The following is a 26356-nucleotide window of genomic DNA, read 5'->3' on the forward strand; positions in this document are numbered from 1 at the left end:
CCCCATAGGATTTGTCTCTCAAAATTTAAGATCGAACCGGGTCCGCTTCAGGTGCTGATTTACGTGTGAATTTCGGTAGTGCAAATCGAATGGCAATCAGACCGCAAACAGCAATCAAGATCGGGTAGAAGGCATATGGGATGATGCTGATCGGTGAAATGCCTGCGACTTCAGCCACTAACAGGGCCTGTGCTCCATAAGGGATCAACCCTTGAATGGAACAAGAAAAAATATCAAGGATGCTGGCTGATTTACGGGCGTCCACTCCATAATTTTCACTAATCGACTTAGCAAGTGGACCGGCAATTATAATCGAAATCGTGTTGTTTGCTGTGCAAAGGTTAGTAGAACTCACTAATCCTGCAGTAGCAAGCTGTGCTCCCTGAGGAGACTTGATTTTACGTGTTGCGTGATAAAGTAAAGCCTGAATCCCGCCGTTATGACGGATGAGTTCGACAACCCCGCCTATCAGTACGGAAAGTATCACAATCTCTGCCATTCCTGTCATTCCATCGGCCACACTGCCGAAATAACTGGATGGAGTAAAGCTTCCATCTATGAATCCAAGGATTCCAGCTAAAACAATTCCTCCGAACAAAACGACAAACACATTTAATCCGGCAAGAGCACCGACGATAACTCCTAGGTAAGGCAGAATTTTAATCCAATTAAAGCTTTCTGCCCCGACAGTTGCTTGATTCCCCATAGTAAGAACAAGGAGAATTACCATTGTCACGATCGCGGCAGGTAATACAATGAAGAAGTTGACTTTAAATTTATCTTTCATTTCCGTTTTCTGTGTACGAACAGCTGCAATGGTTGTATCTGAAATGAATGATAAGTTATCTCCGAACATCGCTCCTCCAATAACTGTCGCCATGGCAAGGGGCATAGATATATCTGTACCTGAACTAATCCCTACACCAATTGGCGCAAGTGCTGCGATCGTTCCCATGGATGTACCCATTGATAACGAAATGAAAGCCGCGATAATAAATAATCCAACGATGATCAAGTTACCGGGCAGCACGGAAAGGGCAAAGTTTACGGTTGAATCAACGGCCCCCATCTTTTCAGCCACTCCGGAAAATGCTCCTGCTAACAGGAAGATAAAGACCATGATCATGATATCAGGGTGACCGGCTCCTTTAGCGAAACGCTCAACCTTAGCCGTTAAAGTCTCTTTTCGGTTCATCAACAAACCTACAACGGATGCAATGATAATTGATACTAATACAGGAAAGGCATAAAAGTCTCCTGAAATGATGCCTGCTCCAAGGAACAGAGAAACAAATATGATCAAAGGCAGTAACGCCAATAGATTTCCTCTTTCTTGATTCATTCCTAATTCTCCTTTGTCGTCCAATTTACTAAATTACAAAAAACCTCTTCCGGAATAAGAAGAGGTTTCAAAAGAAAGAAACACTCTTCTTATCTTTCAAGCATTCGCTTGCTGGATGTGGCACAGCACTCAATATGAGTCCGCTGCCGAGACATCGCAGGGCCAGTCCCTCCGTCTCTCTGGATAAGAAGAATATCGTATTTAGTTGATTTAAAATGTACTTCCATACTTTAAAGGGTTTACTCGAAAAAGTCAAACGGGAAATATTTCTGTTTGCTTGATACGGACACCGATCAAATTCCTCCCTTATCAGCAACAAAAGCATGACTTTATCCATAATAAGGCATAAACTCATAGACAATTGAACGTTCAAGGTCTACTATAAGGAAGACAAAAAACATCTTGGGGGATACGGTAGTGGAAAGAACTGTACGAAATCAAATTTTCACATTACAAGGATTTTATTTATTAACGTTCTTCGGTGTTGGGAGTTTATATCCCTTACTCAGTGTGTATTTGAGCGAAAGCGTGGGGTTAAATGGTTATCAGATTGGAACGATCATGTCTGTAGGTCCCATCATGATGATTTTCTTCCAGCCTATTTGGGGAATGGTCAGTGACACGACCAATCGTCCCACCGTGGTTCTTGGTTTAACCTCTTTAGTAGCGGGAATCTTTGCACTCGGTTACTTGTTTATGGAATTTTACTATGGCCTGCTTATCGTGGCCATTCTAGTTGCCATTTTCCAAAGTGCGATCATTCCCGTTTCCGATAGTATCAGCTTGAAGTATACAAGTAAGGTCCGGTATAACTATGGAAATATCCGTCTGTTCGGATCATTGGGCTTTGGTATAGCAGTCTTTATGATGGGAAGACTTTCAGAGGGATTTATCGGGCCAACCATCATTTTTTACTCTTTCTTTATCTGTTTAGTCCTATCCGGATTCCTTTCTTTCCGGTTTCCGAAAGAGAGAGCGGCTGCAAAGCTTGATTTAAAGGCAGGGATGAAGGAATTATTCACGATGAAAAAGTTCCTTATCTTTTTAGCGGTCACATTCTTAGTGTTCGGGCCGAATTTAGCAAACAATGTGTATTTCGGATTATTTGTTGAAGATTCAGGCGGCACATATGCGGGGATTGGTCTTGCGTTCCTGATTGCAGTGTTATCGGAGGTTCCCTTTATGAGAATCGCCGGTGGATGGATTGATAAGTTCGGACTCTTGACAGTCGCTGCCTTGGCAGGTGCTACATCCATGCTCCGCTGGCTCTTTTACTTTACAGAACCAAGTTTATGGCTTGTCTATTCATCGGCTGTCATGCAAGGACTTGCCATTGGCTTGTTCATTCCAGCCGGATTGCGATACATTAAAGAAATCACGCCTTCCCACATTACAGCAACGGCCGTTACGGTATATTCAGCAATCGGAAACGGTCTGGGGAATTGGTTCAGTACCTTTGTTGGCGGCTTTATCTATGAAACGTACTCCATTTACACAGTGTACTTATTTTTCGCAGTCCTATCCCTATTAGGTATTTTCCTTTGCTTCGTTCTCATGAAGGAAGAAAAGAAGAATGCACTCGCTTATTAATACATCAAGGCGCCTGTAGAGAACAAATTCTCTACAGGCGTTTTTTGTAAATAAATGCAGAAAGGAGGGATTTGCCTTTAATGGTAGACAATGGATATAATGATGGAGAAAGAAGAAGCAAATAAAAAAGTTTTTTTAAAAGGTTTTGGCAAACATGAATTGTGGTAGAAGAAGGATAAGTATTCATTGATTATTATATAAATACCAGTTAGAATTATATTATTAGAAAATTCTTTCAATTATATAAACTAGAAAATTACATTATTTAAAAAGGGGATATTAAAATGGAAAATACATTTGTGTACTCAAAAGATAATGCAAACCTTGGAGATACCGTTCAGTTCCAAAGAAAGAAACACGTAATCAATGGAGTGGTTACTACCCTTAGAGAAAATACAGTCATTGTCAAAATGGACAGGGATGTTGCGAAGAAGCTGGATTTACCTGACGATCAAACCGTTGTGTCACATAAAAACTATGTCGTCATAGAACGCACAGAAAATGGCACACAACCTGTATTTGTATATGATGGGTGGAATAGCGCATTAAAAGCTTAAGTTCCAACATAAAAAGTAAAAGACCCTGAAACGCCTACCATTAATATGGATTAGTCGTATCAAGGTCTTTTTATGTGGAGTCTGACGCTCTCAGCTACAATCTGATTAATTTAATTTAGCTGCATATTCCTTCACCATTTCAATTGTGACAAGCTTTCTCTGTGGAACGACACCTTGACGGGCAAGGATATTGATTTCATTTGTAACATGATTAATGGCATCCGTTGTAAACAGCTGATCATTCAAACAAAGCTGAACGGCTTCATCGATTGCTCTTTCTCTACGCTCATCCAATATCATAAATTGTTGTACCAGTTGATTTTGCTTACTTGAATGCTTTGTAATATCTTTATGTACACTCATGATTTCATCCCTCTCTATCAATTACGCATTATATCATCTATTATGCCTTCTTCCAGGCACTCATGGCAATGTCTTAGAATATCATTTCTACAAGATAGGGGACAGTAGCCTTGAAATTGATTCTTTCACTTTGATCTTCATAGGTCTTTCATTATACTCTTCCATGGATAATTCCCTACTCTGCTTCATATCTTTCCTGAATACAGCGCTCAGACTTTCAGAGATGGTTTGATCATATAAAAAGGCATTTACCTCAAAGTTAAGGCGAAAGCTTCGTACATCAATATTTGCCGTTCCGACAGAAGAAATGGTTTCATCCACTACAATGGTTTTGGCATGAATAAAGCCGTTATCATAAATATAAATTTTCACGCCTGCCTTCAGTAACTCACCAATGTATGAATAGGTCGCCCAATACACAAATAAATGGTCCGGTTTGTTCGGAATCATAATCCGGACATCGACTCCTGTAAGAGCAGCAATTCTCAACGAATCCAGCAGACTGACGTCGGGTATGAAATAAGGAGTTTGAATATAGATGGATCGTTTGGCAGTTGAAATCATTTTAATATAACCGTTTTTAATTTGCTCCCATTCAGAGTCGGGGCCACATGTCACAATCTGTACTCCGGCATGACCAGTAAAGGAAGGCTGTGGGAAATATCGTGAATCGTAAGCAATCTTTTTCGAGCGGCTGGCTTGATTCCAATCCAGAGTAAACCGGGTTTGCATCGCAAGTGTTGAGCTCCCTACGATCCTCAAGTGAGTATCACGCCAATAACCGAACTTAGGATTCAAGCCCAGGTATTCATCTCCAATATTAAATCCGCCTACATAACCGACTTTCCCGTCAATAATCACGAGCTTTCGGTGGTTACGGTAGTTTAGGCGGAGGTTGATAAAGGGAATTTTCGAAGGGAAAAACACGTCCACTTCCCCTCCGGCTGCAAGAAGTTCTTTAAAGAAGCTTCTTCTTGTCCGCCGAGAGCCCATTTCATCATACAGAACCCTGACCTTTACGCCTTGTTTTGCTTTCTCAGTAAGCTTCTCCAGAATCCGCTTGCCTAAGTGATCTCTCTTAAAGATATAATATTGAATATGAATATGATCCTGTGCTGCGTCCATGTCTGTCAATAAGGACTCGAATTTGTCCTCCCCATGGGTGAACAATTGTACTTCGTTATCCTGGGTCAAAAGAGCTTCATTATTCATGAGGTGCATATAAATAAGGTCCTGATAGCGGGAGGACGTTTCATTTTTAAAAGGGAATCGGTGTTCTTTCAGGGAGTGGATCTGCCTTTGAATCAAATCTTCAATGCCGACTTTCTTCTTATCTTCCCAGTCGAATAACCGCTTTCTGCTTAAGTTCTGACCGAAGATTAAATAAAGAATAAATCCGAGAAGGGGAATGAAAAACAGAACCATAAGCCATGCCCAGGTCGCACTGGCATCTTTTCGTTCAAGGAAAATGATGACACCAGCGAGGACTAAGTTAAGAACAAATAAAACCCCTAAAAGAGTAGATAGGATACTCATAGTATGTAATGCTCCTTTAATTAGCTTTCTATAAGTAGTATACCTGAGAATGGAATAGAAAAAAATGACAAAGAAAAACAGAGCAGGCTGAAAGCTATCCGAACAATTATTTTTTATTAATGATACACGGACCGGAATTTAGGGTTCACAAAAAAACGGATCACTGACTTATGGTCAGTGATCCGTTTTACATAAATTATAATGCCCTGCTTACCCATTCGGCAATCCAGGCACAGGCAACGGCGGCATAAGTCCCAACCACGTTACCTAATATCCCCATCAATAAACCTACAGGGGCAAGAGAAGGTTGGAATACAGAGGCTACAACAGGAGCCGAGCTTGTTCCGCCGATGTTTCCTTGAGATCCTACAGCTACGAAGAACAGGGGAGCTCGTAGTAAGCGTGCCACTAAGAAAATGATGATCACATGAATGGCTAACCATACAATCCCCATTGCTACGTATTGGGGGGAATCCCATACATAAGCAAGATCGGCTTTTGCTCCGATCGTTGCAAGCAGGAGATAGATTCCTGCGTATCCGATTTTACTTGCACCGTAGTTCTCAAGGGTGCGAATCTTAGTAAAGGAGAAGATGATCCCGACTGCAGAAATGATCATAATTGTCCACGTTCCAGCAGAAAGAACATTTGAGACCGGTAACGTTTCTGAGAACTTTCGTACAACGTAAGCTACACCGAATCCTAAGCCAATGATGGCAGCCAGGTAAGGAACCTCGATAGGCTTGGCATTTTTACGTTGAATTTCTCCCATATCCTCATTTACCTTACGAATGATCGAGTTATCCGCTTTGTTCCATTTATCGAATTTATGTTGGAATCCTGCCAGGGCAATCATGATCCCCATCCAGCTATATCCGACAACGGTATCGACGACAATAATAGGCGAAAGGATTTCTTTCGGTGTACCTGTTGCTTCAATCATGGCTGCCATATTGGCACTTCCGCCAATCCAGCTTCCGGCAAGTGCCGCAACGCCAGTCCATGCGTCTTCAGGAAGAAACGGTTGGAATATGGCTAAAGCGATGGGTCCTCCAATCACGACACCAAGAGTCCCGGCAAGGAACATCGTAATCGCTTTCGGACCAAGCTTTAATGTTGCGGGAACATTCGCAGAAAGAAGCAGCAATAATAATCCCACTGGTAATATGTAAGCTGATGTAAAGTCATATAAAGCCGACTGATCCGGGATGATTCCAAACGTTGTAGATAACATTGGAAGGAAATAAGTCCAGATTAATGGGGGAGCATAGTGAAAGAACTTCTGTAAGAAAGGATTCTTCGACTCTCCAAGAATGAACACAAGACCTACTAAGGCAGCTAAGTAAGAAAAGATTGCCATAGGTTCTTGAATTAAGATAGTGTCAAAACGCCACCACATAGTAAAACCTCCTTAAAAAATCAATAACAAGGTTTACTATAACATTGAAAACGATTACTATTTTGAATTTTAATAAGTGCTAATCTTTGACCAATACTGAATAATAGAAGGGTCATACAAGAAACAGGGAGAAGTTACAGAGCCGTTTTCTCCATAAAAAAAGCCATAGGAGTCCATGGCAACATGTTGATTCTTCATATTAAGTAAAGAATGCTTGTGATGAGGATGTTTAATATAGATGGATCGGATAAGGATTAATAATAATTCCAGAATCCTAAAGCGAATAATAAAATACCCGTAATCATTGTAATACCAAATAACATAAATAAAAAATCAAGAATGCTGTCGGCGAAGACTCTTCTACGGTTTTCACTTTTAAAATGACGTACTTCCTTGCGATATGATCGTGCAGCACGACTCATAAAAACATCCTCCTCCATAAACATCATTTGTTTAACACATATTCGTCACAATACAAGAAAATCCTTCCTTAAAGTGAAAAATATGCCGACTGGCCTATAACCAAGTCGAATGGAGGGACGGACCTTCTTTATATCTACAATACAAAATAAGAGGCTATGCAAAGATAGCCTCTTATTCGGATAAAGAAAGCTTAGAAGTGAGTACCTGTAGCCTTAGTTAGCGGAGGTGATTTTGTGAAATTCCGCTAAGGGCGCTTCCGGCACTTTGATCCGACTGCTGTTGTACTGCCAAATCTCCCAGAGCCAGCATCCCGACAAGCTGTCCGTTTTCCACGACAGGCAAACGACGGACTTGGTGTTGGGACATCAAAGCTGATGCTTCTTCAACCGAGGCATCCGGAGAGATTGTCACGACCTGCTGTGACATAACTTGAGAGACATTTCCCTGTGCACCCTGAGTCAGTCCACGAGTAGCAATATCACGGTCTGTTACCATACCGACAACTTGTCCGTTTTCAACAACGGGAACGGAACCAACATTTTTGGAACTCATTTTAGATGCGACGCTCTGAAGTGAGTCCTGATTTGAAGCGGCTTCCACATTTGTCGACATAATATCACGTACTTGCATGTAAATTCCCCCTTAATCAAATTGGCAGTACACCATTATTATTCGACAAATCCACTCGACTATTCTAAATGCGTTCAACCATTATTTTCAAATGATAGGGACGGACCTTCATAGAGTGCTTTTTGGATATCATTTAGTAATAAATACTTGAGTCCAATACGTCCTGTAAGATCCTCCTTTGGCATATCACACTCCGATATGAGTAGGATGCGAAAATAGCCTTTTAAAATGTGTAAGTAGGGCAAAATAATCTAAGAAAAAGTGCGGAAATAGGATTATAGTTTCATTTTTAGGGAAAAGGAAAACCATTAACCATAAAGTGAAACTTTTCTTTAGAATAAACGTACAAATAGGTAACGACATTTTATAAAAGAGGTGAATAACGTGGTAAAGGAGAACGATCGCTTAAAAAAAGTGATAACGAAATTGTCGAACGTTGGTGTTAATATTTCAAAAACGAAATCAAGACGTGAAATTCTTCATTCACTGAAGCAGTATCAGCCATTACCTAAGACGTTAACCCAAGACTATTAAACTGATTGCTCGAGAAACATTGGACAGACATATTCCCCCTTTTTTCACGATATACTAAGTAGTAGTAAAGAGGAGGGGTAGGTATGGAGAGAATGATGTTTGATTTACAAACATTAAAGGAAATCAGAAAGAAGGCAGATGAAATTTCATACTACTGTATGAGCCGAGATCAGCCAGATCCTCATCGTGTAAGCATGGCGTTAGATCAGGTGTGTCGTGCACTTGCTATGTTTGCAGAAACGGAAATTCATCGAATGGAGAATCACCATATTCCTTATGACCCCGAAAGTTATATTAAAGGTCGTCTTGGGATTGCCTATCGATCTGTTCTCCAAGTCCCGCAAGAAGATTCCAATACAGCATAGTAAAAGAGGTTGACCCAAGAATTCAAGGGCATCTAAGTCACGAACACATTATAGAAATAAATCAGAGACTCTGAAAGAATTAGGACTGGTCCTTTAAGGATGACATCACTCATCGTTTTGGGTCAGCCTCTTTTTATTTACTAATCTAAAAGTTAGGTGACGATATTCATGACGATGTTTTCGGATGTATTGTTGGTCTGTAATGGGAAGGCAGGTCAAGGAACGTTAGAAGTTCTGTTAAAGGATGCTGTGCCCCCTTTATTAGATATCTGTACGAACTTAATTATTCATAAAACGAAAGAGAAAGGCGATGCCGAAAGAATTTGTAAGGAAAGGGGTAATCAATATGAGCTGGTGGTCATTATGGGTGGTGACGGAACGATTCATGAGGCCATCAACGGATTGGCAGCCTTAGAAAAACGACCATTGGTAGGCATCCTCCCTGGAGGAACGTGTAATGATTTTGCACGCTCGTTACATATTCCCATGAATATTGGACAAGCTGTCCGACTCATCACCGATCGTCCTTTTAAAAAGGATATAGATATCGTCAAAGCGGACGAGCGGTATTTCAGCAATTTCTGGGGAACGGGGCTGGTCGCAGAGACGAGCGATAATATCGATGGGGGGTCAAAGAGTGTCCTTGGAAAACTGAGCTATTATATTAGTGCGTTTCAATCCATTCAGGAAGCCCCAATCTTAAATGTAAAGGTAACAACGGAAAATGAGGTGATTGAAGAGGAAGTGGTGATGCTATTGGCCGCTAATGGACGTTCGATAGGCTCTAACCCACTGCCGAACTGCATTGATATGGAAGACGGGTTGATGGATATTTACGTCGTCAGGAAAAGCGGGTTACCGTTATTAAAGGAATTTCTCGTTATCAAAAGTACAGGCAATATCAGCGAACAATATGACGATATTATTCATATTCAAGCAAGGGAAGCCCATATCGAACTTGGACAGAATGAAAAGCTTGATATGGATGGGGAATTATATGAAGGAACCAGGCAATCTCTTCAAGTGTTAAATAAGCATCTGCGATTTCTGGTTGGAATATCAGAATAAAAAGCGAGCAAGGGTGATTATTTGTCACCTTGCTCGCTTTTTCTATGATTATACAGTTTTCTTTCTCTTCTTTATAACCAAGTATACAAGATAAACGGCGATTAAGACGCCACAAGCACCAAGCGTAAGAAGTGTAAAGTTCTCTTCAATGAAAGGTTTTGCTTTAGCTCCGAGCGCTAAAATAATTGCACCTTCAAGGAAGAAACGAATTCCTCTTCCGATAATCGACCAGATCACAAGTACTCTGATCTTAACACCGGAAACCCCTGCGAAAATCGTGAAGATCTTATAAGGTACAGGTGTAAGTCCTGCGATTAAAAGAGCCATTGCTCCATATTTATTAAAGTATTCCTCTACCTTTTGAATCCTTTTTTCAGAGAAGAAATACACAAGGATCGGTCGTCCAAGTTTCTTACCAATCCACCAGCCAAGTAGGGCTCCGATAACGGAAGCAACAGTCGTATAAAGTGCATACAGCAATGCGCTATCCGGATTGGCAATCGCTAATGGAATCAGTAGTACATCAGGTGGTATAGGGAAAAATGATGAATCGGCGAATGAAACTAGAATCAGTCCCCATACACCATAATCCATTAACCATGCTTCGAAAGCGTGAAGTAGTTCAGACATAAATTGAGTAATCTCCTTTATTGATCAAGCGTTATTTTCGATTTTAATGGAACATAAGAAAGTATATCACTTTTCACAAAAGGAGTCATGAATTATCCTGTATGGATGAAACGAATTCACGGAAGTTTTCTATTTATAACATTTAGCAAAGTTTGAATGAAAAAAGCTTTAAGCGAAATAATCTATTTCTCGGGAAATAGTGACAGAAATCATATTGATTCTACATTTCTGAAGGAGACTTCATTCCTAATAAACGTAATCCTTCCGCGAGGACAGTCGAAACAGCATGAACCAATGCTAAACGGGAGGCCTGCTGGGAGTCTTCTGAAATGATTTTAGTTTTTCCGTAATAACGATTAAAGCTTTGTGCGGTATCGACTAAATATTTGGCAATGGTTGAAGGCGCATAGTGTTTCCACGCTTTCTCGACCATCTCCGGCAATAATCGTAACTGTTTAATCACTTCCCAGCTTTCAGCATCGTCAAGCCCCTCAAACGTCAATGGAAGGGATCCACCCGCTTTTCTCAGAATGGATTGAGCTCTGGCGTACGTGTATTGAATGTATGGACCTGTTTCACCTTCGAAGGTCAGCATATGTTCCAGGGAGAATTCAATATCGTTCACACGATCATTTTTCAAATCATGAAAGATAATGGCTCCAACCCCAACATCTTTCGCCACCTCTGAAGCATTTATTAAGTGAGGATTTTTTTGCTTAATATTTTCTTCAGCCATATGAATCGCTTCTTTGAGAACCTCTTGGAGTAAAATGACTCTGCCCTTTCTGGTGGACATCTTCTTTCCATCTTTCAGATAAAGTCCAAAGGGGATATGTTTCATATCATCCGCCCAGTTAAACCCGAGTTTCTTTAGTACTTCCATCACTTGTTTGAAATGAATGGTCTGTTCCTGACCAACAACATACAAAGCTTCATCAAAGTGATGCTGACGATGGCGATACAGTGCTGCAGCCAGGTCTCTCGTAGCATAAAGGGTAGCTCCGTCTGACTTCTTGATGAGGCAGGGCGGGAGATTTCCTTCTAAACGAACGACTTTCGCACCTTCAGAGGTTTCGAGAAGGTCATGATCCTGAAGCAATGTCACGACTTCATCCATTTTGTCATTGAAGAACGCTTCGCCATTATAGGAATCAAATTCCACTCCGAGCAACGAGTAAATCGTTTTAAAGGCATGAAGTGATTCCTCTTTAAACCATCTCCAAAGCTCCGTTACTTCCGGATCTCCATCTTCTAATAGCTTAAAGGCTCTTCTTCCCTCTTTCTCAAGTGAAGGGTCCTTTTCTGCTTCCTCATGAAATTTTTTATATAAAATAAACAATTCAGCAATCGGGTTATCCTTCACTTTTTGTTGGTTTCCCCATTTATTGAATGCGACGATCAATTTCCCGAATTGTGTACCCCAATCACCGATATAATTGATTTTTTCTGTTGTATAGCCGCATTTTTCGGCAATGGTGGCGATGGAATTTCCGATGACTGTGGAGCGTAAATGTCCCATCGAAAATGGTTTCGCAATATTAGGGGAGGACATATCCAATACGATGGTCTTTTGATTTCCAAATTCATGACTTCCGTAATCCGCGCCATTCTCTAATATGGCTGAAACAATTTCCTTACCTGCTTTCACTCCATCAAATCGGATATTAACATAGGGACCAACTGCTTCCACTTTACTGAAAAAGGGAGAGGAGAGGGCATCGGCAATCTCACCTGCAATGACGTGTGGTGCTTTCTTCCATGATTTCGACAGCTGGAAGCACGGAAACGCCAGGTCTCCCAAATGAGAATGTTTTGGCGTTTCAATCAACTCGTAAAGATCATTCTTGTTCCAATCGGACAACACATTTGTGAGCGCATCGGCTACTATTAATTTTAAATCCATCATCAACACCTCCTGATAAAATCAAACACAAAAAAACCCGTCTCTATTCAACATAGAGACGAGTTTAGCTCGCGGTACCACTCTTATTCCCCAAAAAGGGCGCTCATTGTATAACGGGAGATCCCGGTTTTTCCCTACTAACTTCAAGAAAAACTTCTCAGAAGTGCGGTTCATCCCAGGCTTCACACCAGGCTTCCACCATCCCCGGTTCGCTTCCGATCCACGTCAGAATTACTCTCTTCATCTTCGAATATTCGTATATAATTACTATCATTTTACACATTCTGGAGATGAATGCAACTGTAATTAAGAATCTTCTGATGAGAACATATACGTTTTATGATGGAACCTCATACTGAATACAAGTCCCAGGGCCAGCATATTCCCCATAAGAGAGCTTCCCCCATAGCTGATAAAAGGAAGGGGTATCCCGGTAATCGGAAGTAATTGAATCGTCATTCCGATGTTCTGGAACACATGGAATGTAATCATACTGATAATCCCTGCGCATACATAGGCGTTGAACGGTTCTTTCGTGTCTAGAGCCGTTTTCGTCAGATGGTAAATCAACAAGAAGTATAAGCTGATCACGACACTTGCGCCAATAAATCCGTATTCCTCCCCGATCACACTGAAAATAAAGTCGGTATGATTTTCAGGGATATATACTTCTCCATCACTGTAGCCTTTCCCGAAGATCTGGCCGGAGCCAATGGCGTTAAGGGAGTTAATTAAGTGAAAACCTTCTAATTTTGCGTAGTTATAAGGATCTAACCAAGCATAAATACGTCCAAATTGATAAGGCTTTACATTTAAATATTTTTCAAGCAGCTCAGGAGCCCAAATCACAAGTGAAAGGATGATTCCCCCAAGCACTCCGATAGAAGCATATATCGGAACGATCAGCTTCCACGTAATACCTGAAACTAAGATGATTCCGGTCATGATGGCTAAAATGACAAGGGAGGTCCCTAAATCCGGCTGCTTCATAATAAAAGCAAGGGGAAGGAAAGTCGTCGCCCCGATTTTCACTAACAATTGAAAATCTGTCTGTAATGTTTTACTTGGATTTAGCTCATGATGATTTGTAATGATTCGTGCAAGAACAAGAATTAAGAACGTCTTCATAAATTCTGAAGGCTGTATCGAACCAAGCGGTCCCAGCATGAACCAGCTTTTGGCTCCGTTTCTGTAAGGGGCGATGCTTTCCGGTGAGATGAGTAATACAAGTAGCAGGAAAATCCCTGCACCGTATATGTACCAGGCAAGTCGCTTATACTGATCGGAATCAAGGAATAAGGCTCCACCAATAATAATTCCACCTACGACATACCAAAAAGCCTGTCTTATCACAAAGTTTGTCCCATATTGACCTGAGGTCTGGGCACTGCTTATTCCCATAGCACTAACGATAAAAAACAACATTAATAAAAAGAGAAGACCCCAATCGATCTTGTCAGCAAATCGCTGGCGAGTTTCCATAATCAATTCACCTGAATTTCTAAAGATTTCACATTCCTAGTCTAATAGAAATGAAGGGAAATTTCTACTCATGACCTGATAAAATACGGAAGTTCTGTTGGGGTGTGACAGGCATTAAACGACATTTGTCGAAATGAATTCAATGGTAAAGCCCATAGGAGTGGGATTCGAAAGAGGAAGAGTGAAAATTAATTCCATTTTTTACATAATTGTGATCATTATTTGTCTTCAGAATATGAGAAGAAAGTGCCGTGCCCTTAAACGCAACTGCGATTCCTTCCATTCCTATAAACCTAAATAGAAATAATTAAAGCCAACGGTCCTGCAATATGTCTATTTTCGACAATTACCTGCGACTTTTGTCATCATTTTGAAATGAAATAGAAAAGAACAAGTACCCTACATATTTGCTAAAATAGAAACTACGAGATGTGCATCGTGTCAATCAGATGGAGGGAATGTTCTTGAAGGCTAATAATCAGGTTAAAGATATCATCTATGTTCACAAGAATACGGATCGTCAGTATGTCGTTTCCTACGGGATCAATTTCAACGAGTTTGCTTCAAATGCCCGAAAACCATTGAAGAATCTACTTCTAATTAAACATCAGTACGAGCATGGCGCCTTTAATATACATACGCATATGGAGTATGTGGAACAGGATGAAATGAAGAAGATCATGAATGATGGAGTACAGAGCTATGGTGATTTCTGTTGGATTGACTTTGAAGAAGAAGTGGGAGTCGACGAATTGAACGGTCAGGAAATCGCGGAGCTTCTTTATATGGGACACGTCAAGCAACCCCTGAACCCTCCTTTTTATTCAAAGTTGAACAATCGTTACGCGTACCTTTCCCATGATGATGGGTGGTTTAATAAGATTTATTATCGGGAATTTGAGGACTTCTATCATATGTTAGGAGCGACGGTTTCTTCGAAATTGAGTACAGTCAAAGGCGGAAAAGGCTTATTTGGTATGAAGAAAGAGAAAGACTATCCTATCATCGGTCAAGAAGTGATTCATTCCTTTAGAGACAAATTAAAAGAAGGCATGGTCATTTCGTTGGAAAAAGCCATACTAACGAGAGGCAAGATAGAAATTCCTATATGGGTGATCGGTGATTATTACGATATGGACGAGATGGCGGAAGATTATAAGCAAATCCGTAAATCACCAGCAAACGGATTATTATCCTATGATCGCAAAACGAAAAGCTGGAGTGCTTTACTTCGGTAACGAGGAATGAAGGAGCGTGAGGGCTTGATAGAAATTCAGTTTCATGACAAATTGGTTCGAGGAGTGTTTCTCGAGCGTCTCAATCGTTTTGTGCTCGAGTGTCAACTTCCTTCAGGTTCAATAGATAAAGCCCACTTACCAGATCCAGGCAGATTAAAAGAACTATTGGTGCGTGGAAACCCGATCTGGCTTCAGGCATCAACCGATCCTAAAAGGAAAACAAAATGGTCAGCCGTCATGACGTATGATGCTCCTAATGATATGTATGTGTCTTTGAATACCCAATACCCGAATCGGTTAGTGCTCGAAGCCTTACAAATGGAAGTGCTGGAAGAGCTAAAGGACTGGCGGTTAGAAAAAGCCGAATTTAAAGTAGGAAGCTCACGCTTTGACTTCTTGCTCACCCACAAACAAAATGAACAAAAATTACTGCTTGAAGTAAAAAGTGTCACCATGGTAGAAGAAGGGATAGGGAAATTTCCTGATGCCGTCACGTCAAGAGGTGCAAGGCATGTAGAGGAGCTTACACATCTGCAGGCGAAAGGAAGCTATCAATCAGCTGTCCTGTTTATTGCTCAGCGAACGGATTTGCGCGGGATCACTTCCGCTCCTGAAATCGATCCCCATTTTTCCCGGGTCATGGAAGAGGCCGCAGATCAGGGTGTCCGATTTTTCGGAAGAAGCTGTATCGTGACACCAGAGCGTATTTCCTTAAATGGACCTTTACCTGTATATACAAAAAAAGATTGATCTTCACATCCATCATAGCGTGTGAAGATCAATCTTTTTTTGTTGCATCTAATCCACCTGTACTTCTGTTTTAGCTTTATAGTCCCTGTCTCCTTTAGCCGTTAACCAAACGGTCAATGTATAGGTACCGCTCCCGACATTGGGGAGAACAACTTTCTGGGAAAATTCTTCACCCTGTCTCACGGTGATCTCCTGGATCGCCTGGGTATACATCTTATTTTTTGAGTCCTTATACACTACTTCACCTTTATCGTTTCTAAGTTCAAAGTCAATGGTTTGTCCTGATGAAAAAACGAAGGTTTTCTCTTGCTCTGTTTGGTTCTTAATCGAATAGACATAGACAGCCTGACCGTTTCCATCTTGTTTCGTTAATGAAGGTTCCATTTCGCCTGCAACAATCCCTTTCTGTACAGAAATATCTTCACCAGCTCCTGAGTTTTTGTCCTCTTTGGTTTGACTGCCGTTTTCTTCACCAGCCGTTCCACAACCAGCTATTCCTGCCACAAGTATTATAAGTAACATGAGCATTCGCTTCATGCCAGATCCACCTCCTTACCGTATTAGACAGGGTATATCCCAAAAGGTTACAAGTGTTCCCGAATATGGGCACGATGACACATAGGGATGTGCTGAACTTGTTTCTTTCTTCCTCTACAAGGGCATAGATTTACATATGTAAGGCAGATTACTTTTTTATATCACGAGGTTCAGTACAATAGAATTATAGATAAAGAACAGAGGAGCAAAGTGTATGAAAAAATGGTTAGCTATTATTAGTGTTATTTCCTTACTCATAGTATCTGCTTGTGGTCCTTCAAATGCAACCGACAGTGGGGAACTTCCCGATGAAGATTGGGAAACCATCACGTCGGAAGCAGAAGGAACGAAAGTGAATCTCTTCATGTGGGGCGGTGACGATGGGATTAACCGTTATATTGATGACTTAGTTGCTCCGATGCTGAAAGATAAAAATAATATCGAGTTAAATCGAGTACCTTTGGACACACAGGAAATTCTGCAAAAACTTCAAACGGAGAAACGGGCAGGAAAGGATAAAGGAACGATTGATATTGTATGGATTAATGGAGAAAACTTTAAAAATGCAAAGGAAAATGACTTACTTGCAGGGCCGTTTACAGATAAGCTGCCAAACTTCACGAAATATTACGATACAGAAAGTCAAGCGTTTCAATATGACTTCGGAACGGAAACAGAAGGATATGAAGCACCGTGGGGAAAGGTTCAATTTGTCTTCTTTTATAACAGCGAAAAGGTAAAAAACCCCCCCTCCAGCTTCGATGATTTAAAAGCATTCATGAAAGAGCATCCGGGGAAATTCACCTACCCTAATCCGGCTGATTTTACCGGTAATGCATTTCTTCGACACCTTCTTTATGCTAAATCTGACTCGGATTTAGCTCAGTCTTCATTCGACGAAGGATCAGCAGAGAAGTTGGGGGAAGAGGTATGGAAAGAACTGAATGCAATGAAGCCATTCTTGTGGAGAGGAGGAGAAACGTACCCCGCGACATTAACAGACCTTGATAAGTTATATAGCCAGGAAGAGGTTTGGATGACGATGGGATACAACGAAGCGAGAGCGGAGCATCTGGTCAAGGATGGAGTGTTCCCGGAAAACACAAAGTCATTTGTTTTAAACGATGTAGGATCGATCGGGAATACTCATTTTCTGGCAATTCCATTCAACAGCGCTAACAAAGAAGGAGCGCTGGTGGCCATCAATGAACTACTCTCTCCTGAAGCTCAGTATGAGAAAGTAAAGCCTGACTACTGGGGTGAGAGTTCACCTATTTCTAATGAAAAGCTGGATGAAAAATGGAGAATTAAATTTATGAGCATAGATCGGGGGGGAAGTGTACTGGAGGCGTCTGTACTCGAAGAGACCTATAGGGGTGAACTGGATGCTGAGTACGTGGAATGGTTAAAGGAGAACTGGATCCGTGAAGTGGCAGAGAGTCAATAACACGTTACTCCTCATTCCCGCCCTACTCTTTTTTATCTTTATTCCTGGACTTGGGATCGTTCTTGCTCTACTGGAAAGCGTAAGGAGAGAAGGGAATATCACATTCGGGCACTACGTTGATTTATTCGAAGAGAAGCGGTTTATGACATCCTTACTCTTCAGTTTGACTGTGACTTCCATTTCGACCATTCTATCTCTTTGCATTGGACTTGGAATTGTGAAGGCATTCTCATCTTTGCTAAAGGAAAATAAACATAAACTACTTGTATGGATTCCGATGCTGGTTCCCCATTTTGTATGGGCTTATCTCGTCTATTTGCTCTTTAATCAAAGTGGTTTTTTCTCCAATGTGTTCGAAATGGGCGGTTGGATCGACGACCGAAGTCAGTTCCCGACCCTGGTCCAGGATCGGAATGGGATCGGAATCATTCTGACGTATGTCTGGAAGGAGATTCCCTTTGTTACTCTGATGCTGTTACCCGTTTACGCGACGCTTTCTAAAAGCTATAAAGAGATCGCTTCTTTACTGGGTGCGGGTCCTTATAAAGCGTTTTGGGTGGCGGAATGGCCATTTATACTTCCCGTTCTCGTGGAAACCGGAGCGATTCTGTTCGCATTCATTTTTACAGCATATGAAGTGCCCCAGCTTCTGGGAGTGACGTCACCGCAATTGCTGGCTATCCTTGCTTACGACTGGTTTTACAGTGGCAGCTGGAGTGACCGCCCCTTGGCTTTCGCCTCACTCGTATTAGTCGGGCTTAGCATTGGGGGCTTGATGTGGCTCCTTATTTACTTCACAAACAAGAAACGATTGCATATTACAAAAGGGATTCGAAATTAGAGGTGTTCACTTGAGAAAATCGTTATTTTACATCATATCCTTTCTTCTTTTTGTGTTTCCCCTCTTATTTTTAGTTTATAAAAGTTTTTTCGGTGTTTGGAGATGGGGGAGTCCCGTTCCTGTTGAACCTGGTTTAAGGGCGTGGCAAGTGTTAATACATGAGGGGGAATTCGTGGATTCGATTGGTGCCTCTATCTGGATCGCCATTGTTGTACTGGCGATAAATCTTCTGATTGGTGTTACTTCAGGAAGAGTGTTTTCATTATCGTCGTTCAGAGGAAAATCCATCGTTGAAGCACTTCTAATGTTGCCTCTATTCCTACCCGTATTGGTGGTGGCAATCGGACTCCATATTACGTTCATTCGATATGGACTTGCTGATCACTGGACCGGAGTGGCTCTCGTTCACTTAGTACCCACTATTCCGTATAGTATCAAAATGTTCAAAGCAGGCTATGAGAGGATCGGTACGAAATTAATCGAGCAATCAGCTATGCTTGGAGGCAAAAATTTTCAACGTTTTTACCATATTGAATTGCCCTTGCTTCTTCCAAGCATTCGAAGTGTCTTATTCCTGACGATTGTAATCAGCCTGAGCCAGTATGTTCTTACAGCGGTTATAGGGGGAGGGAATGTCGTGACGCTCTCGATGGTCTATTATCCTTTTACCGATACGGCAGATGAAGCGGTAATGGCAGCCTTCTCCATCGTGTTCGCCCTCATTCCCATCATACTGTACATCATTCTAGAAGGGTGTTTGAAATTCCTACTCCCTTACCAACATCCAAGAGGGAGGAAGAACCTTTGAGTTCATTCATAGAAATTAATCAAATAACCAAATCGTTTAAAGATAAAGAGATTTTAACCAACGTTACGTTCTCATTAAAAAAAGGGGAGATCCTCACATTGGTTGGAGCGTCCGGGTCTGGTAAATCAACATTCCTTCGCATTCTCTCCGGGTTAGAGTCTGCGACAGAAGGGAATACGTACATTGATGGAAAAGATATCACCTCTTTAAAGCCTCAAAAACGCCCTATTGGGATGGTCTTTCAACAGCCATTATTATTCCCTCATATGAATGTCCTTGAAAATGTCATATACGGGTTGGAAATGAAGTTACGAAACAAAGGGGAAAACAAGAAAAAAGCCATGAACTATATTGAACGAGTCGGCCTCGGAGAAGTGATGCATCATTATCCTTCTGAGTTATCCGGCGGTCAGCAGCAACGTGTATCCCTGATACGTTCTTTGATTTTGAAGCCGAAGCTTTTGCTTTTAGACGAACCTTTCAGCAATCTGGATTTGCAGCTCAGGAAGGAACTGAGGCAATGGGTACGGCAGATTTTTAAAGAAGAAGAAACAACCGTCATCTTCGTCACGCATGATCGTGATGAAGCGTATGAACTTGGAGATCGAGTGGCTGTTTTACAGAGTGGCAGGTTCTTGCAGATAGGAACACCGGAGGATATCTATTATCGGCCACACACCCCATTTGTGGCATCTTTCATGAGTGACGGACTCATCCTGAATCAGCAACAATTCATTCATGCTTCCCACATAAAGGTAAGCTCCATCTTTGCTGAGGCTTCCTGGCCAAGATGGAAAGCAACTGTGCTACAAAAGTTATTTGTAGCAGGGACCAACCTCTATGAAGTATGGGTGGATGAACTGGAGCAAAAGCTAAATCTACCAATTGAATTACAGACTTCTACTGAAGATATCTGGCTTTATGCAGAGGAAGTGAGCATCCAAACGTTTCAGAAAGAGGAATAGGAGGGAAGAAGAATGAAAAAGAAGGAAGTCGGTAAGATCTTGTTGTTCATTACCATATTACTGCTCCTCATGTGGCTGAGCCGGAATTTCTTTAACGTAAAGCCACATGACATCAGAGATTGGATAGTGTCCTTCGGTATTTGGGCTCCTATTGTTTTTGTTGTCGTCTATACGATTCGCCCGCTGATTCTTTTTCCAGCTTCCATCCTCTCATTGGCTGCAGGTCTTGCTTTCGGTGCATTTGAAGGCTTCACCTACATTTTGATCGGAGCTTTAGGTGGTGCAACGGTAGCCTATTATACTGCAAGATTCCTTGGGGCAAAACTATTAAAAAGACCATCTCCACGCATGATTAAGATCCGCGAGAAGATGGAGGAGAACGGTTTTGTTTATGTATTACTATTACGGCTCGTTCCTTTTTTAAACTTCGATCTCATCAGTTACCTTGCCGGCATGGGAAAGGTGAGATACATCCCATTCATCTTCGCTACAGCCATCGGGATATTACCTGGTGCGTTTGGGTATGTATTTCTGGGGTCAAGCTTGGTAGGAGAAGATCGAACGAATGTGTATATTGCTATCGGCTTTTTCTTGATGATGATCATCGTGCCTTTAATCTTTAAGAAAAAAATGAAAGACTGGCTGGGATTATCGAGTAAAGATGACAAGTAAAGGATGGGAAACACATGTTAGATACGCATGCCCGTAAGTTGGTGCAGCCAAGTATAGAAGGAACAGCACGTTTGCTTTTAAAAAGGGGATTATCAGCCAATCAAGTAACGTTGGTTGCTTTTATAGTAGGCTCTGCTACAGGTCTGGTTTATTATTTTGGATTCCCGATCTTAGCCGTTATCATATTATGGGTATCCGGCTTTTTGGACGCAGTCGATGGTACCATGGCCCGATTAACCAAGCCATCCCCCTTTGGAACAGTCATGGATGTCACCTTTGATCGAATCGTCGAGATCAGTGTCATTCTGGGCGTTGCTTTCATACACCCAGAGATTATGTGGGCGCTTCTTTTACTAAGTGTATCCATCATTATTTCCATGACCATTTTCTTGACAGTCGGAGCCGTATCGGAGAAACAGGGAATGAAATCCTTTTATTATCAGGCAGGACTTGCTGAAAGGACGGAAGGATTCATTCTGTTCAGCGTCATGATACTATTTCCGTCCATCGTCCTGTGGACCACCTTACTTTTTTTTGCAGTGGAATTGTACACGGGCTTACAGCGATTTTTAGAAGCGAAACGATTACTTTCATAAGGAGAGATCAAGATGGATCAATACGATTTGATAGTAATAGGAGGAGGGGCAGGTGGACTAACCGTCGCATCAGGAGCCGCGTCTCTTGGAGCAAAAGTGGCCCTCATCGAAAAGAGCGGTCTTCTCGGCGGAGACTGCCTGCACTTTGGGTGCGTTCCATCCAAGGCATTCATCCAATCTGCGAGAGAAGTGGCTGTGATCCGGGCAAGCAATGATTATGGTTTCGAAACAAAGGGTTCAGTCGATATGAAAAAGGTAAAGGAGAGAGTCAAAGAAGCCATTGCCCATATTCAACATCATGACGATCCCGCTCGATTCCTGCAATTAGGGGTCGATATTTACTTCGGCGGAGCAGAGTTTATTGATCCTCACACGATTTTAGTGGAAAAAGAGGACCGGATATCCGGGAAGAGAATAGTCGTTGCAACAGGGTCAAGTCCGCTCATTCCTGGGATTGAAGGCTTGGAAGACGTTGAGTATCATACGAATGAAACGGTTTTTGAAGTAGATGAACTGCCCCGCCGAGTCGTGTTTATCGGAGGAGGTCCGATTGGTTTAGAGCTGGCACAAGCATTCTCTCATTTGGGATCAGAAACCGTTGTCATTGAGAAGCACGATGAGATTCTGGGGAAGGAAGATAAGGAAATTCGTGAAGCAGCAACAGGTATATTGGAAAAGGATATTCGGTTTATTTTTGGAGCGGATGTTAAACATGTTTCGGAGCGGGATGGACAGAAAGTGGTTCGATATGTGAAAGACGGAGTAGAGCAATCTGTGGATGGAGACTTATTATTCCTGGCAACGGGCCGCAAACCTGGGACAGAATCTTTGAATCTTCCCGCTGCGGGAGTTGAGGTAGATGCCCGGGGCTTCATCAAAGTAAATGACGAACTAAGAACGAACCATTCTCATATCTTCGCCATCGGGGACGTCAATGGTCAATACCCATTCACCCATGGGGCAGGAATGGAGGGGAAGCTTGTCGTCCAAAATGCCGTATTCGGGTTGAAACGTAAAGTTTCCTACAACAAACTTCCATGGACAACCTATACCACACCTGAGATCTTTCATATCGGGCTAACAGAGGAAGAGGCTGTGGAACAAGGTTTAGAGTACAAAGTTTATAAAAAAACATTAGACGAAGTTGATCGGTTCGTAGCAGACCATAACACAGATGGCCTCGTCAAAATCATCACAGACGGAAGCGGGAAGATCCTCGGTGCCCACGCAGTCGGTTCCGGCGCAGGAGACTGGATGCAACCCGTCGTGTTCGCCATGCAAAAAGGAAGCAAAATCGGTGCACTGTCCAATATGGTCTATCCCTACCCGAATCACGCTGCAGCCGTACAGCAGGTAGCGGATCTGTATTGGAGAGAGAAGCTGTTCGATGGTGTGCTGCCTGTGATTAGTAAGAAGTTTGTTGAAATTTTTAGATGAGAGATATCGGAGGCGCGACTGCTGAGGCGGATGCGTATTTTTGTTGATATGGAGTGTGTTCACAATTTGGCACAATAAATCCCGCAAGAGGCACAACAAACTTCAAAAGTGGCACAAGTTTGTGGGAAAGTGGCACAAGTTTGGGCAAAAGTGGCACAACACAAAACAGCACAGTCTAAAATACATATTATATTTGGATTTTTAAAGGGTTTTTCATGCCGGTGTCGAATAGGTTAAGGTAAGAAAAAGAAGGAGTTGATAAATTGATCGCTAAAAACAGGGAAATCCCACGTAGAATCTTGATGAATGAAGCATTAATAGAGAGGCTGACGCCAATCCATTATCTCTTGCAGGTCATTAAAAAAGATCTGGCCAAACGAAAGGCAGGTTACCGAGGAGAGTTGCAGTTAGATTACCATTTGCAGTTTATTTCTAAAGATAAGAATATAATGATCTTGCATGATCTCCGTTTAGAAATAGATGGCCGTTACTTCCAAATCGATACCCTCCTCCTGACTTCATATCTCGTCATTGTATTAGAAGTGAAACATATATCTGGAACCTACACGTTAGATTCAAGGTTCGACCAGGCTATTCGCAAGCTTGCAGATAAAGAGGAGGCTTTCAGCCATCCTGTCACCCAGGTTGAGCGTCAGAAAAAGCAGTTGATTCGATGGTTCACAAAAATGAAGGTCCCCTCAATCCCGATCGCCACGCTTGTAGTTATGACAAATCGATCCACTGTCTTGAATACCACTTCACAAAATGAAAAATATCATAATGTTGTCAGAGTGGAAAATGTAGAAGAGCGAATCCTCTCGCTTCTCACCTACTACCATAAAGAACATTTTCCCATTAAACAAGTAAGAAAATTATCCAACTTATTAGTGAAAAAGCATGCACCTCTAATAGCCTTTCCTGATGAAATATATGGCATATCCACAGGGGAAATAATAACAGGGGTACAATGTCCGGAGTGTCGACATTTGCCCATGTTAAGAAAATATGGACATTGGCATTGCCTAATGTGCAGTGGAAAATCCAAAGACGCACACATTTCGGCACTACGGGACTATTCCTTGTTACTATCTCAACAAATAACAAACAAACAAGTAAGAAATTTTCTTCACCTGGAATCGAGAAAGACCGCACTTAATATACTTCATTCCTTGAACTCCACTCAACAGGGGGGACAAACAACAAAACCTATCATTTCACCCTCCATACCGCCTCACAAACCGCACATCAATCCAATTCTTCAACCGCCAGGCCCAGCCGCTGACCAATGAAAATGATCCGTACGTTAAAAAGCCTCGCCTATCTCCTACCGACATAATCGCAAGATAGCGTTTTTGAGGCTCAAAGGGAATGATTTTGCCGTTCACCGCTGCCCCGTTCAGGTTCTTCCACAGGACAGGTCCTTGGCGTACCGCTGTCACCCCATTTTTCTGAATATTGGGAGAGTCATTTAAAGTGGCGCAGTCGCCCGTAGCAAATACGTTCGGGTATTCGACGGATTGAAGATAGCTGTTCACCATTAGAAAGCCTTTTTCATCTGTCGGTAAAATGCTGCTCCCAAATAGTGGCGGAGCTTTTGGCCCACCTAAGAAGATGACTTCATCGTAGTCGATACTTGTTCCGTCAACTGTAAACACGTGAGTTTCATCTACTTTATTTACGCGTCCCTGATATAGCTCAACCCCTTTTGAAAGGGTAACATCGGTTATTTTTTTTGAAGAATAAGATCCGGTTTTTTCTAAGAGGGGGGAGGAATGAACAACCGTTACCAAATGATCCTTAAAGCCGTTGTCTATTTTCCATGCCTTCAATGACAACGCCATTTCAATACTCGCTGCCCCGCCACCGATAATGACGGTTTTCCTGCTGCTATGCAACTTCTCTATTTGCTCAGGGAAACGATAGTTTGGTTTGATTGGAAGATTGTGTTCATGTAAGCCCTCGATTTCCAATGAGTCATTACGGGATCCGATGTCGAAGGAAACAAAGTCGTAGGTGAAGATGTCCCCTTTGTCCGTCAGGAGATGCTGCTGATCAGGGTCTATCGAAAGGACGGTTCTCTCGACGAATTCACACTCGGTCTCCTCACATAATCTCTCTAAATCGATTCGCGTTTCCTCTAATGAGTAGATTCCTTCCGTGTAACCTGAGAACATTCCTGAATAATATTGATAACGTGAGGGGGAAATGAGGACCCACTTCACGTTATCATCCTGATTTTCTATCCGTTTTTTTAAACAATGCAGGTGACTGTGTCCGCCACCGACTAAGATGATTGTTTTCATAATGAATCTCCTTTATAGAGGACGTTGTTCTTCCCATTCCTCTCGAATCATGCCCATACGGATGGAGTCGTAGTAGACACCATTGTAATAACGGCATTTGCGCATTCTTCCCTCGAGATTCATCCCGATTTTTTCTGCCGCCTTTATCATCCGTTCATTTCCTGACCATGTGGTGATACCAACACGGCCAATTTCCTTTGTTTGAAACAGGTGATCCACCCAGAGGGATAACGCCTCTGTTCCGTAGCCGCCGTTCCAATATGAAGGGTCATAAATGACGATCCCCGCTTCAAGCCATCTGGTAGGCTCGTACTCCCAATAATATCCGATGGTTCCAATGATGGCTCCGTCTACTTCAATGATCCGCTGGAATTCATCGCTGCGACTTTTATTTTTTATGGATGATTCTATGTATTCTTCACGTGTTAAGTGTTTATGTTCAAAATAAGGGGCGTCCCATTTTTTCCATTCGGGAGAAGGATCACTGTAAATATAGTCCCATAGAACAGGAAGATCTCTTTCTTCTATTTTTCTAAGTGTTACACGCTGACTGGTTATTTTCAATTCATGAGCACTCCTTTAATATGTTAATATTTCCATTATACAGAAAATAGGGCTCTCATGAGGAAAGCTCGTTTATCGAATAAAAAGAAAGGAAGAGAAAGAGGCAATTCAAGCATAACCCGATAAACTGTTCATCCTTGAGGGAAAGGGACAAGAAGCAGAAGAAGCCCTTCAACAAGAAAATAGAGAGGCTGGGACAAAACTAAAAAACCACGATATAAAGACGAACAATAGAAGTGTAGGTTCTTAATACCGCTAATGATTTCCGTGCAAGACTACGCTTTCCGCGGGTAGCCCGTGAGCCTCCTCGGCAAGCCTGCGGGGTCTCACATAAGCTACTTTTCCCGCAGGAGTCTTCGTCTTGCACTCCAATCAA

27 protein-coding genes, 1 riboswitch and 1 other annotated feature are annotated in these 26356 nt (G+C 42.0%); of the genes, 15 read left to right on the top strand and 12 right to left on the bottom strand.

Annotated features, from left to right (window positions below; translation table 11 throughout):
• Positions 1 to 25 precede the first annotated feature (25 nt).
• Positions 26 to 1342 (bottom strand): Na+/H+ antiporter NhaC family protein, encoded by a 1317-nt coding sequence (locus ACYH0O_RS01115; RefSeq protein ID WP_482630807.1) that lies wholly within the window; start codon positions 1340 to 1342, stop codon positions 26 to 28.
• A gap of 86 nt (positions 1343 to 1428) precedes the next feature.
• A riboswitch (SAM riboswitch) is annotated at positions 1429 to 1532 on the bottom strand.
• Positions 1533 to 1759: 227 nt separating this feature from the next.
• On the opposite strand from ACYH0O_RS01115, the gene ACYH0O_RS01120 reads away from it, so the two are divergent.
• Positions 1760 to 2932 carry an MFS transporter gene (locus tag ACYH0O_RS01120; RefSeq protein ID WP_482630808.1) on the top strand — a complete coding sequence of 391 codons (1173 nt, stop codon included), beginning with the start codon at positions 1760 to 1762 and terminating at the stop codon, positions 2930 to 2932.
• 284 nt (positions 2933 to 3216) lie between these two features.
• Positions 3217 to 3489: a DUF2187 family protein gene (locus ACYH0O_RS01125; RefSeq protein WP_149157951.1), complete on the top strand. Its 273-nt coding sequence runs from the start codon at positions 3217 to 3219 to the stop codon at positions 3487 to 3489.
• Positions 3490 to 3594: 105 nt separating this feature from the next.
• Here ACYH0O_RS01125 and ACYH0O_RS01130 read toward each other — a convergent pair whose 3' ends face one another.
• The 5 genes from ACYH0O_RS01130 to ACYH0O_RS01150 all read right to left on the bottom strand — a co-directional run bounded on the left by ACYH0O_RS01130 (position 3595) and on the right by ACYH0O_RS01150 (position 7840).
• Entirely contained in the window at positions 3595 to 3852 is a 258-nt protein-coding gene (locus ACYH0O_RS01130) for a YpbS family protein (protein WP_149157952.1), read from the bottom strand.
• An 87-nt stretch (positions 3853 to 3939) separates the two neighbouring features.
• The gene (gene cls / locus ACYH0O_RS01135; protein ID WP_482630809.1) at positions 3940 to 5388 is read right to left on the bottom strand and encodes a cardiolipin synthase; all 1449 of its coding nucleotides are present in this window, start codon (positions 5386 to 5388) and stop codon (positions 3940 to 3942) included.
• Positions 5389 to 5584: 196 nt separating this feature from the next.
• Positions 5585 to 6787, bottom strand: a complete 1203-nt coding sequence (locus ACYH0O_RS01140) for a DUF819 family protein (RefSeq protein WP_482630810.1) — start codon at positions 6785 to 6787, stop codon at positions 5585 to 5587.
• 254 nt (positions 6788 to 7041) lie between these two features.
• Positions 7042 to 7209 carry a hypothetical protein gene (locus ACYH0O_RS01145; RefSeq protein ID WP_188048662.1) on the bottom strand — a complete coding sequence of 56 codons (168 nt, stop codon included), beginning with the start codon at positions 7207 to 7209 and terminating at the stop codon, positions 7042 to 7044.
• A gap of 217 nt (positions 7210 to 7426) precedes the next feature.
• Positions 7427 to 7840, bottom strand: coding sequence for a CBS domain-containing protein (locus ACYH0O_RS01150; protein WP_113970217.1), 414 nt, complete (start codon positions 7838 to 7840; stop codon positions 7427 to 7429).
• 384 nt (positions 7841 to 8224) lie between these two features.
• Here ACYH0O_RS01150 and ACYH0O_RS01155 point away from each other — a divergent pair, with 384 nt between their 5' ends.
• The 3 genes from ACYH0O_RS01155 (at position 8225) to ACYH0O_RS01165 (ending at position 9807) form a co-directional block, all read left to right on the top strand.
• A complete protein-coding gene (locus tag ACYH0O_RS01155) occupies positions 8225 to 8374 on the top strand; it encodes an Lmo0850 family protein (protein ID WP_181778163.1) in 150 nt (49 codons plus the stop codon).
• Between the two features lie 83 nt (positions 8375 to 8457).
• Entirely contained in the window at positions 8458 to 8739 is a 282-nt protein-coding gene (locus ACYH0O_RS01160; RefSeq protein ID WP_426892691.1) for a hypothetical protein, read from the top strand.
• Between the two features lie 168 nt (positions 8740 to 8907).
• On the top strand, positions 8908 to 9807 hold the full coding sequence (locus ACYH0O_RS01165) for a diacylglycerol/lipid kinase family protein (RefSeq protein ID WP_482630811.1): 900 nt from the start codon (positions 8908 to 8910) through the stop codon (positions 9805 to 9807).
• 48 nt (positions 9808 to 9855) lie between these two features.
• On the opposite strand, the gene ACYH0O_RS01170 is transcribed toward ACYH0O_RS01165, so the two are convergent.
• From ACYH0O_RS01170 to ACYH0O_RS01180, 3 genes are all read right to left on the bottom strand, one after another.
• On the bottom strand, positions 9856 to 10437 hold the full coding sequence (locus ACYH0O_RS01170; protein WP_482630812.1) for a YqaA family protein: 582 nt from the start codon (positions 10435 to 10437) through the stop codon (positions 9856 to 9858).
• Positions 10438 to 10657: 220 nt separating this feature from the next.
• Positions 10658 to 12340, bottom strand: a complete 1683-nt coding sequence (gene argS / locus ACYH0O_RS01175; RefSeq protein WP_482632470.1) for an arginine--tRNA ligase — start codon at positions 12338 to 12340, stop codon at positions 10658 to 10660.
• Between the two features lie 51 nt (positions 12341 to 12391).
• Positions 12392 to 12596, bottom strand: a binding site (T-box leader).
• Positions 12597 to 12646: 50 nt separating this feature from the next.
• On the bottom strand, positions 12647 to 13822 hold the full coding sequence (locus tag ACYH0O_RS01180; protein WP_149157959.1) for an FtsW/RodA/SpoVE family cell cycle protein: 1176 nt from the start codon (positions 13820 to 13822) through the stop codon (positions 12647 to 12649).
• Positions 13823 to 14280: 458 nt separating this feature from the next.
• Here ACYH0O_RS01180 and ACYH0O_RS01185 point away from each other — a divergent pair, with 458 nt between their 5' ends.
• Both ACYH0O_RS01185 and sfsA read left to right on the top strand, forming a co-directional pair.
• Complete coding sequence (locus ACYH0O_RS01185; RefSeq protein WP_148996520.1) at positions 14281 to 15060, top strand: hypothetical protein; 780 nt, start codon at positions 14281 to 14283, stop codon at positions 15058 to 15060.
• 24 nt (positions 15061 to 15084) lie between these two features.
• Positions 15085 to 15810 carry a DNA/RNA nuclease SfsA gene (gene sfsA, locus ACYH0O_RS01190; RefSeq protein WP_482630813.1) on the top strand — a complete coding sequence of 242 codons (726 nt, stop codon included), beginning with the start codon at positions 15085 to 15087 and terminating at the stop codon, positions 15808 to 15810.
• Positions 15811 to 15858: 48 nt separating this feature from the next.
• Here sfsA and ACYH0O_RS01195 read toward each other — a convergent pair whose 3' ends face one another.
• Positions 15859 to 16347 (bottom strand): BsuPI-related putative proteinase inhibitor, encoded by a 489-nt coding sequence (locus ACYH0O_RS01195; protein ID WP_482630814.1) that lies wholly within the window; start codon positions 16345 to 16347, stop codon positions 15859 to 15861.
• A gap of 214 nt (positions 16348 to 16561) precedes the next feature.
• Here ACYH0O_RS01195 and ACYH0O_RS01200 point away from each other — a divergent pair, with 214 nt between their 5' ends.
• From ACYH0O_RS01200 to ACYH0O_RS01235, 8 genes are all read left to right on the top strand, one after another.
• Positions 16562 to 17794, top strand: coding sequence for an ABC transporter substrate-binding protein (locus ACYH0O_RS01200; RefSeq protein WP_482630815.1), 1233 nt, complete (start codon positions 16562 to 16564; stop codon positions 17792 to 17794).
• Entirely contained in the window at positions 17772 to 18635 is an 864-nt protein-coding gene (locus ACYH0O_RS01205; RefSeq protein WP_482630816.1) for an ABC transporter permease, read from the top strand. Before ACYH0O_RS01200 ends, ACYH0O_RS01205 begins: the two co-directional genes overlap by 23 nt.
• A 172-nt stretch (positions 18636 to 18807) precedes the next feature.
• The gene (locus tag ACYH0O_RS01210; protein ID WP_482630817.1) at positions 18808 to 19443 is read left to right on the top strand and encodes an ABC transporter permease; all 636 of its coding nucleotides are present in this window, start codon (positions 18808 to 18810) and stop codon (positions 19441 to 19443) included.
• Positions 19440 to 20408 carry an ABC transporter ATP-binding protein gene (locus ACYH0O_RS01215; RefSeq protein WP_482630818.1) on the top strand — a complete coding sequence of 323 codons (969 nt, stop codon included), beginning with the start codon at positions 19440 to 19442 and terminating at the stop codon, positions 20406 to 20408. Before ACYH0O_RS01210 ends, ACYH0O_RS01215 begins: the two co-directional genes overlap by 4 nt.
• A 12-nt stretch (positions 20409 to 20420) precedes the next feature.
• Positions 20421 to 21080, top strand: coding sequence for a TVP38/TMEM64 family protein (locus ACYH0O_RS01220; RefSeq protein ID WP_482630819.1), 660 nt, complete (start codon positions 20421 to 20423; stop codon positions 21078 to 21080).
• A gap of 14 nt (positions 21081 to 21094) precedes the next feature.
• Positions 21095 to 21676 carry a CDP-alcohol phosphatidyltransferase family protein gene (locus tag ACYH0O_RS01225; protein ID WP_482630820.1) on the top strand — a complete coding sequence of 194 codons (582 nt, stop codon included), beginning with the start codon at positions 21095 to 21097 and terminating at the stop codon, positions 21674 to 21676.
• A gap of 12 nt (positions 21677 to 21688) precedes the next feature.
• Positions 21689 to 23113, top strand: coding sequence for a dihydrolipoyl dehydrogenase family protein (locus ACYH0O_RS01230; RefSeq protein ID WP_482630821.1), 1425 nt, complete (start codon positions 21689 to 21691; stop codon positions 23111 to 23113).
• A gap of 263 nt (positions 23114 to 23376) precedes the next feature.
• Complete coding sequence (locus tag ACYH0O_RS01235) at positions 23377 to 24402, top strand: nuclease-related domain-containing protein (RefSeq protein ID WP_482630822.1); 1026 nt, start codon at positions 23377 to 23379, stop codon at positions 24400 to 24402.
• On the opposite strand, the gene ACYH0O_RS01240 is transcribed toward ACYH0O_RS01235, so the two are convergent.
• Both ACYH0O_RS01240 and ACYH0O_RS01245 read right to left on the bottom strand, forming a co-directional pair.
• Entirely contained in the window at positions 24328 to 25416 is a 1089-nt protein-coding gene (locus ACYH0O_RS01240; RefSeq protein WP_482630823.1) for an FAD-dependent oxidoreductase, read from the bottom strand. The two genes, ACYH0O_RS01235 and ACYH0O_RS01240, sit on opposite strands and share 75 nt — an antisense overlap.
• 12 nt (positions 25417 to 25428) lie before the next feature.
• Positions 25429 to 25980 carry a GNAT family N-acetyltransferase gene (locus ACYH0O_RS01245; protein WP_482630824.1) on the bottom strand — a complete coding sequence of 184 codons (552 nt, stop codon included), beginning with the start codon at positions 25978 to 25980 and terminating at the stop codon, positions 25429 to 25431.
• Positions 25981 to 26356 lie beyond the last annotated feature (376 nt).

The organism is Rossellomorea sp. H136 (assembly GCF_056838065.1).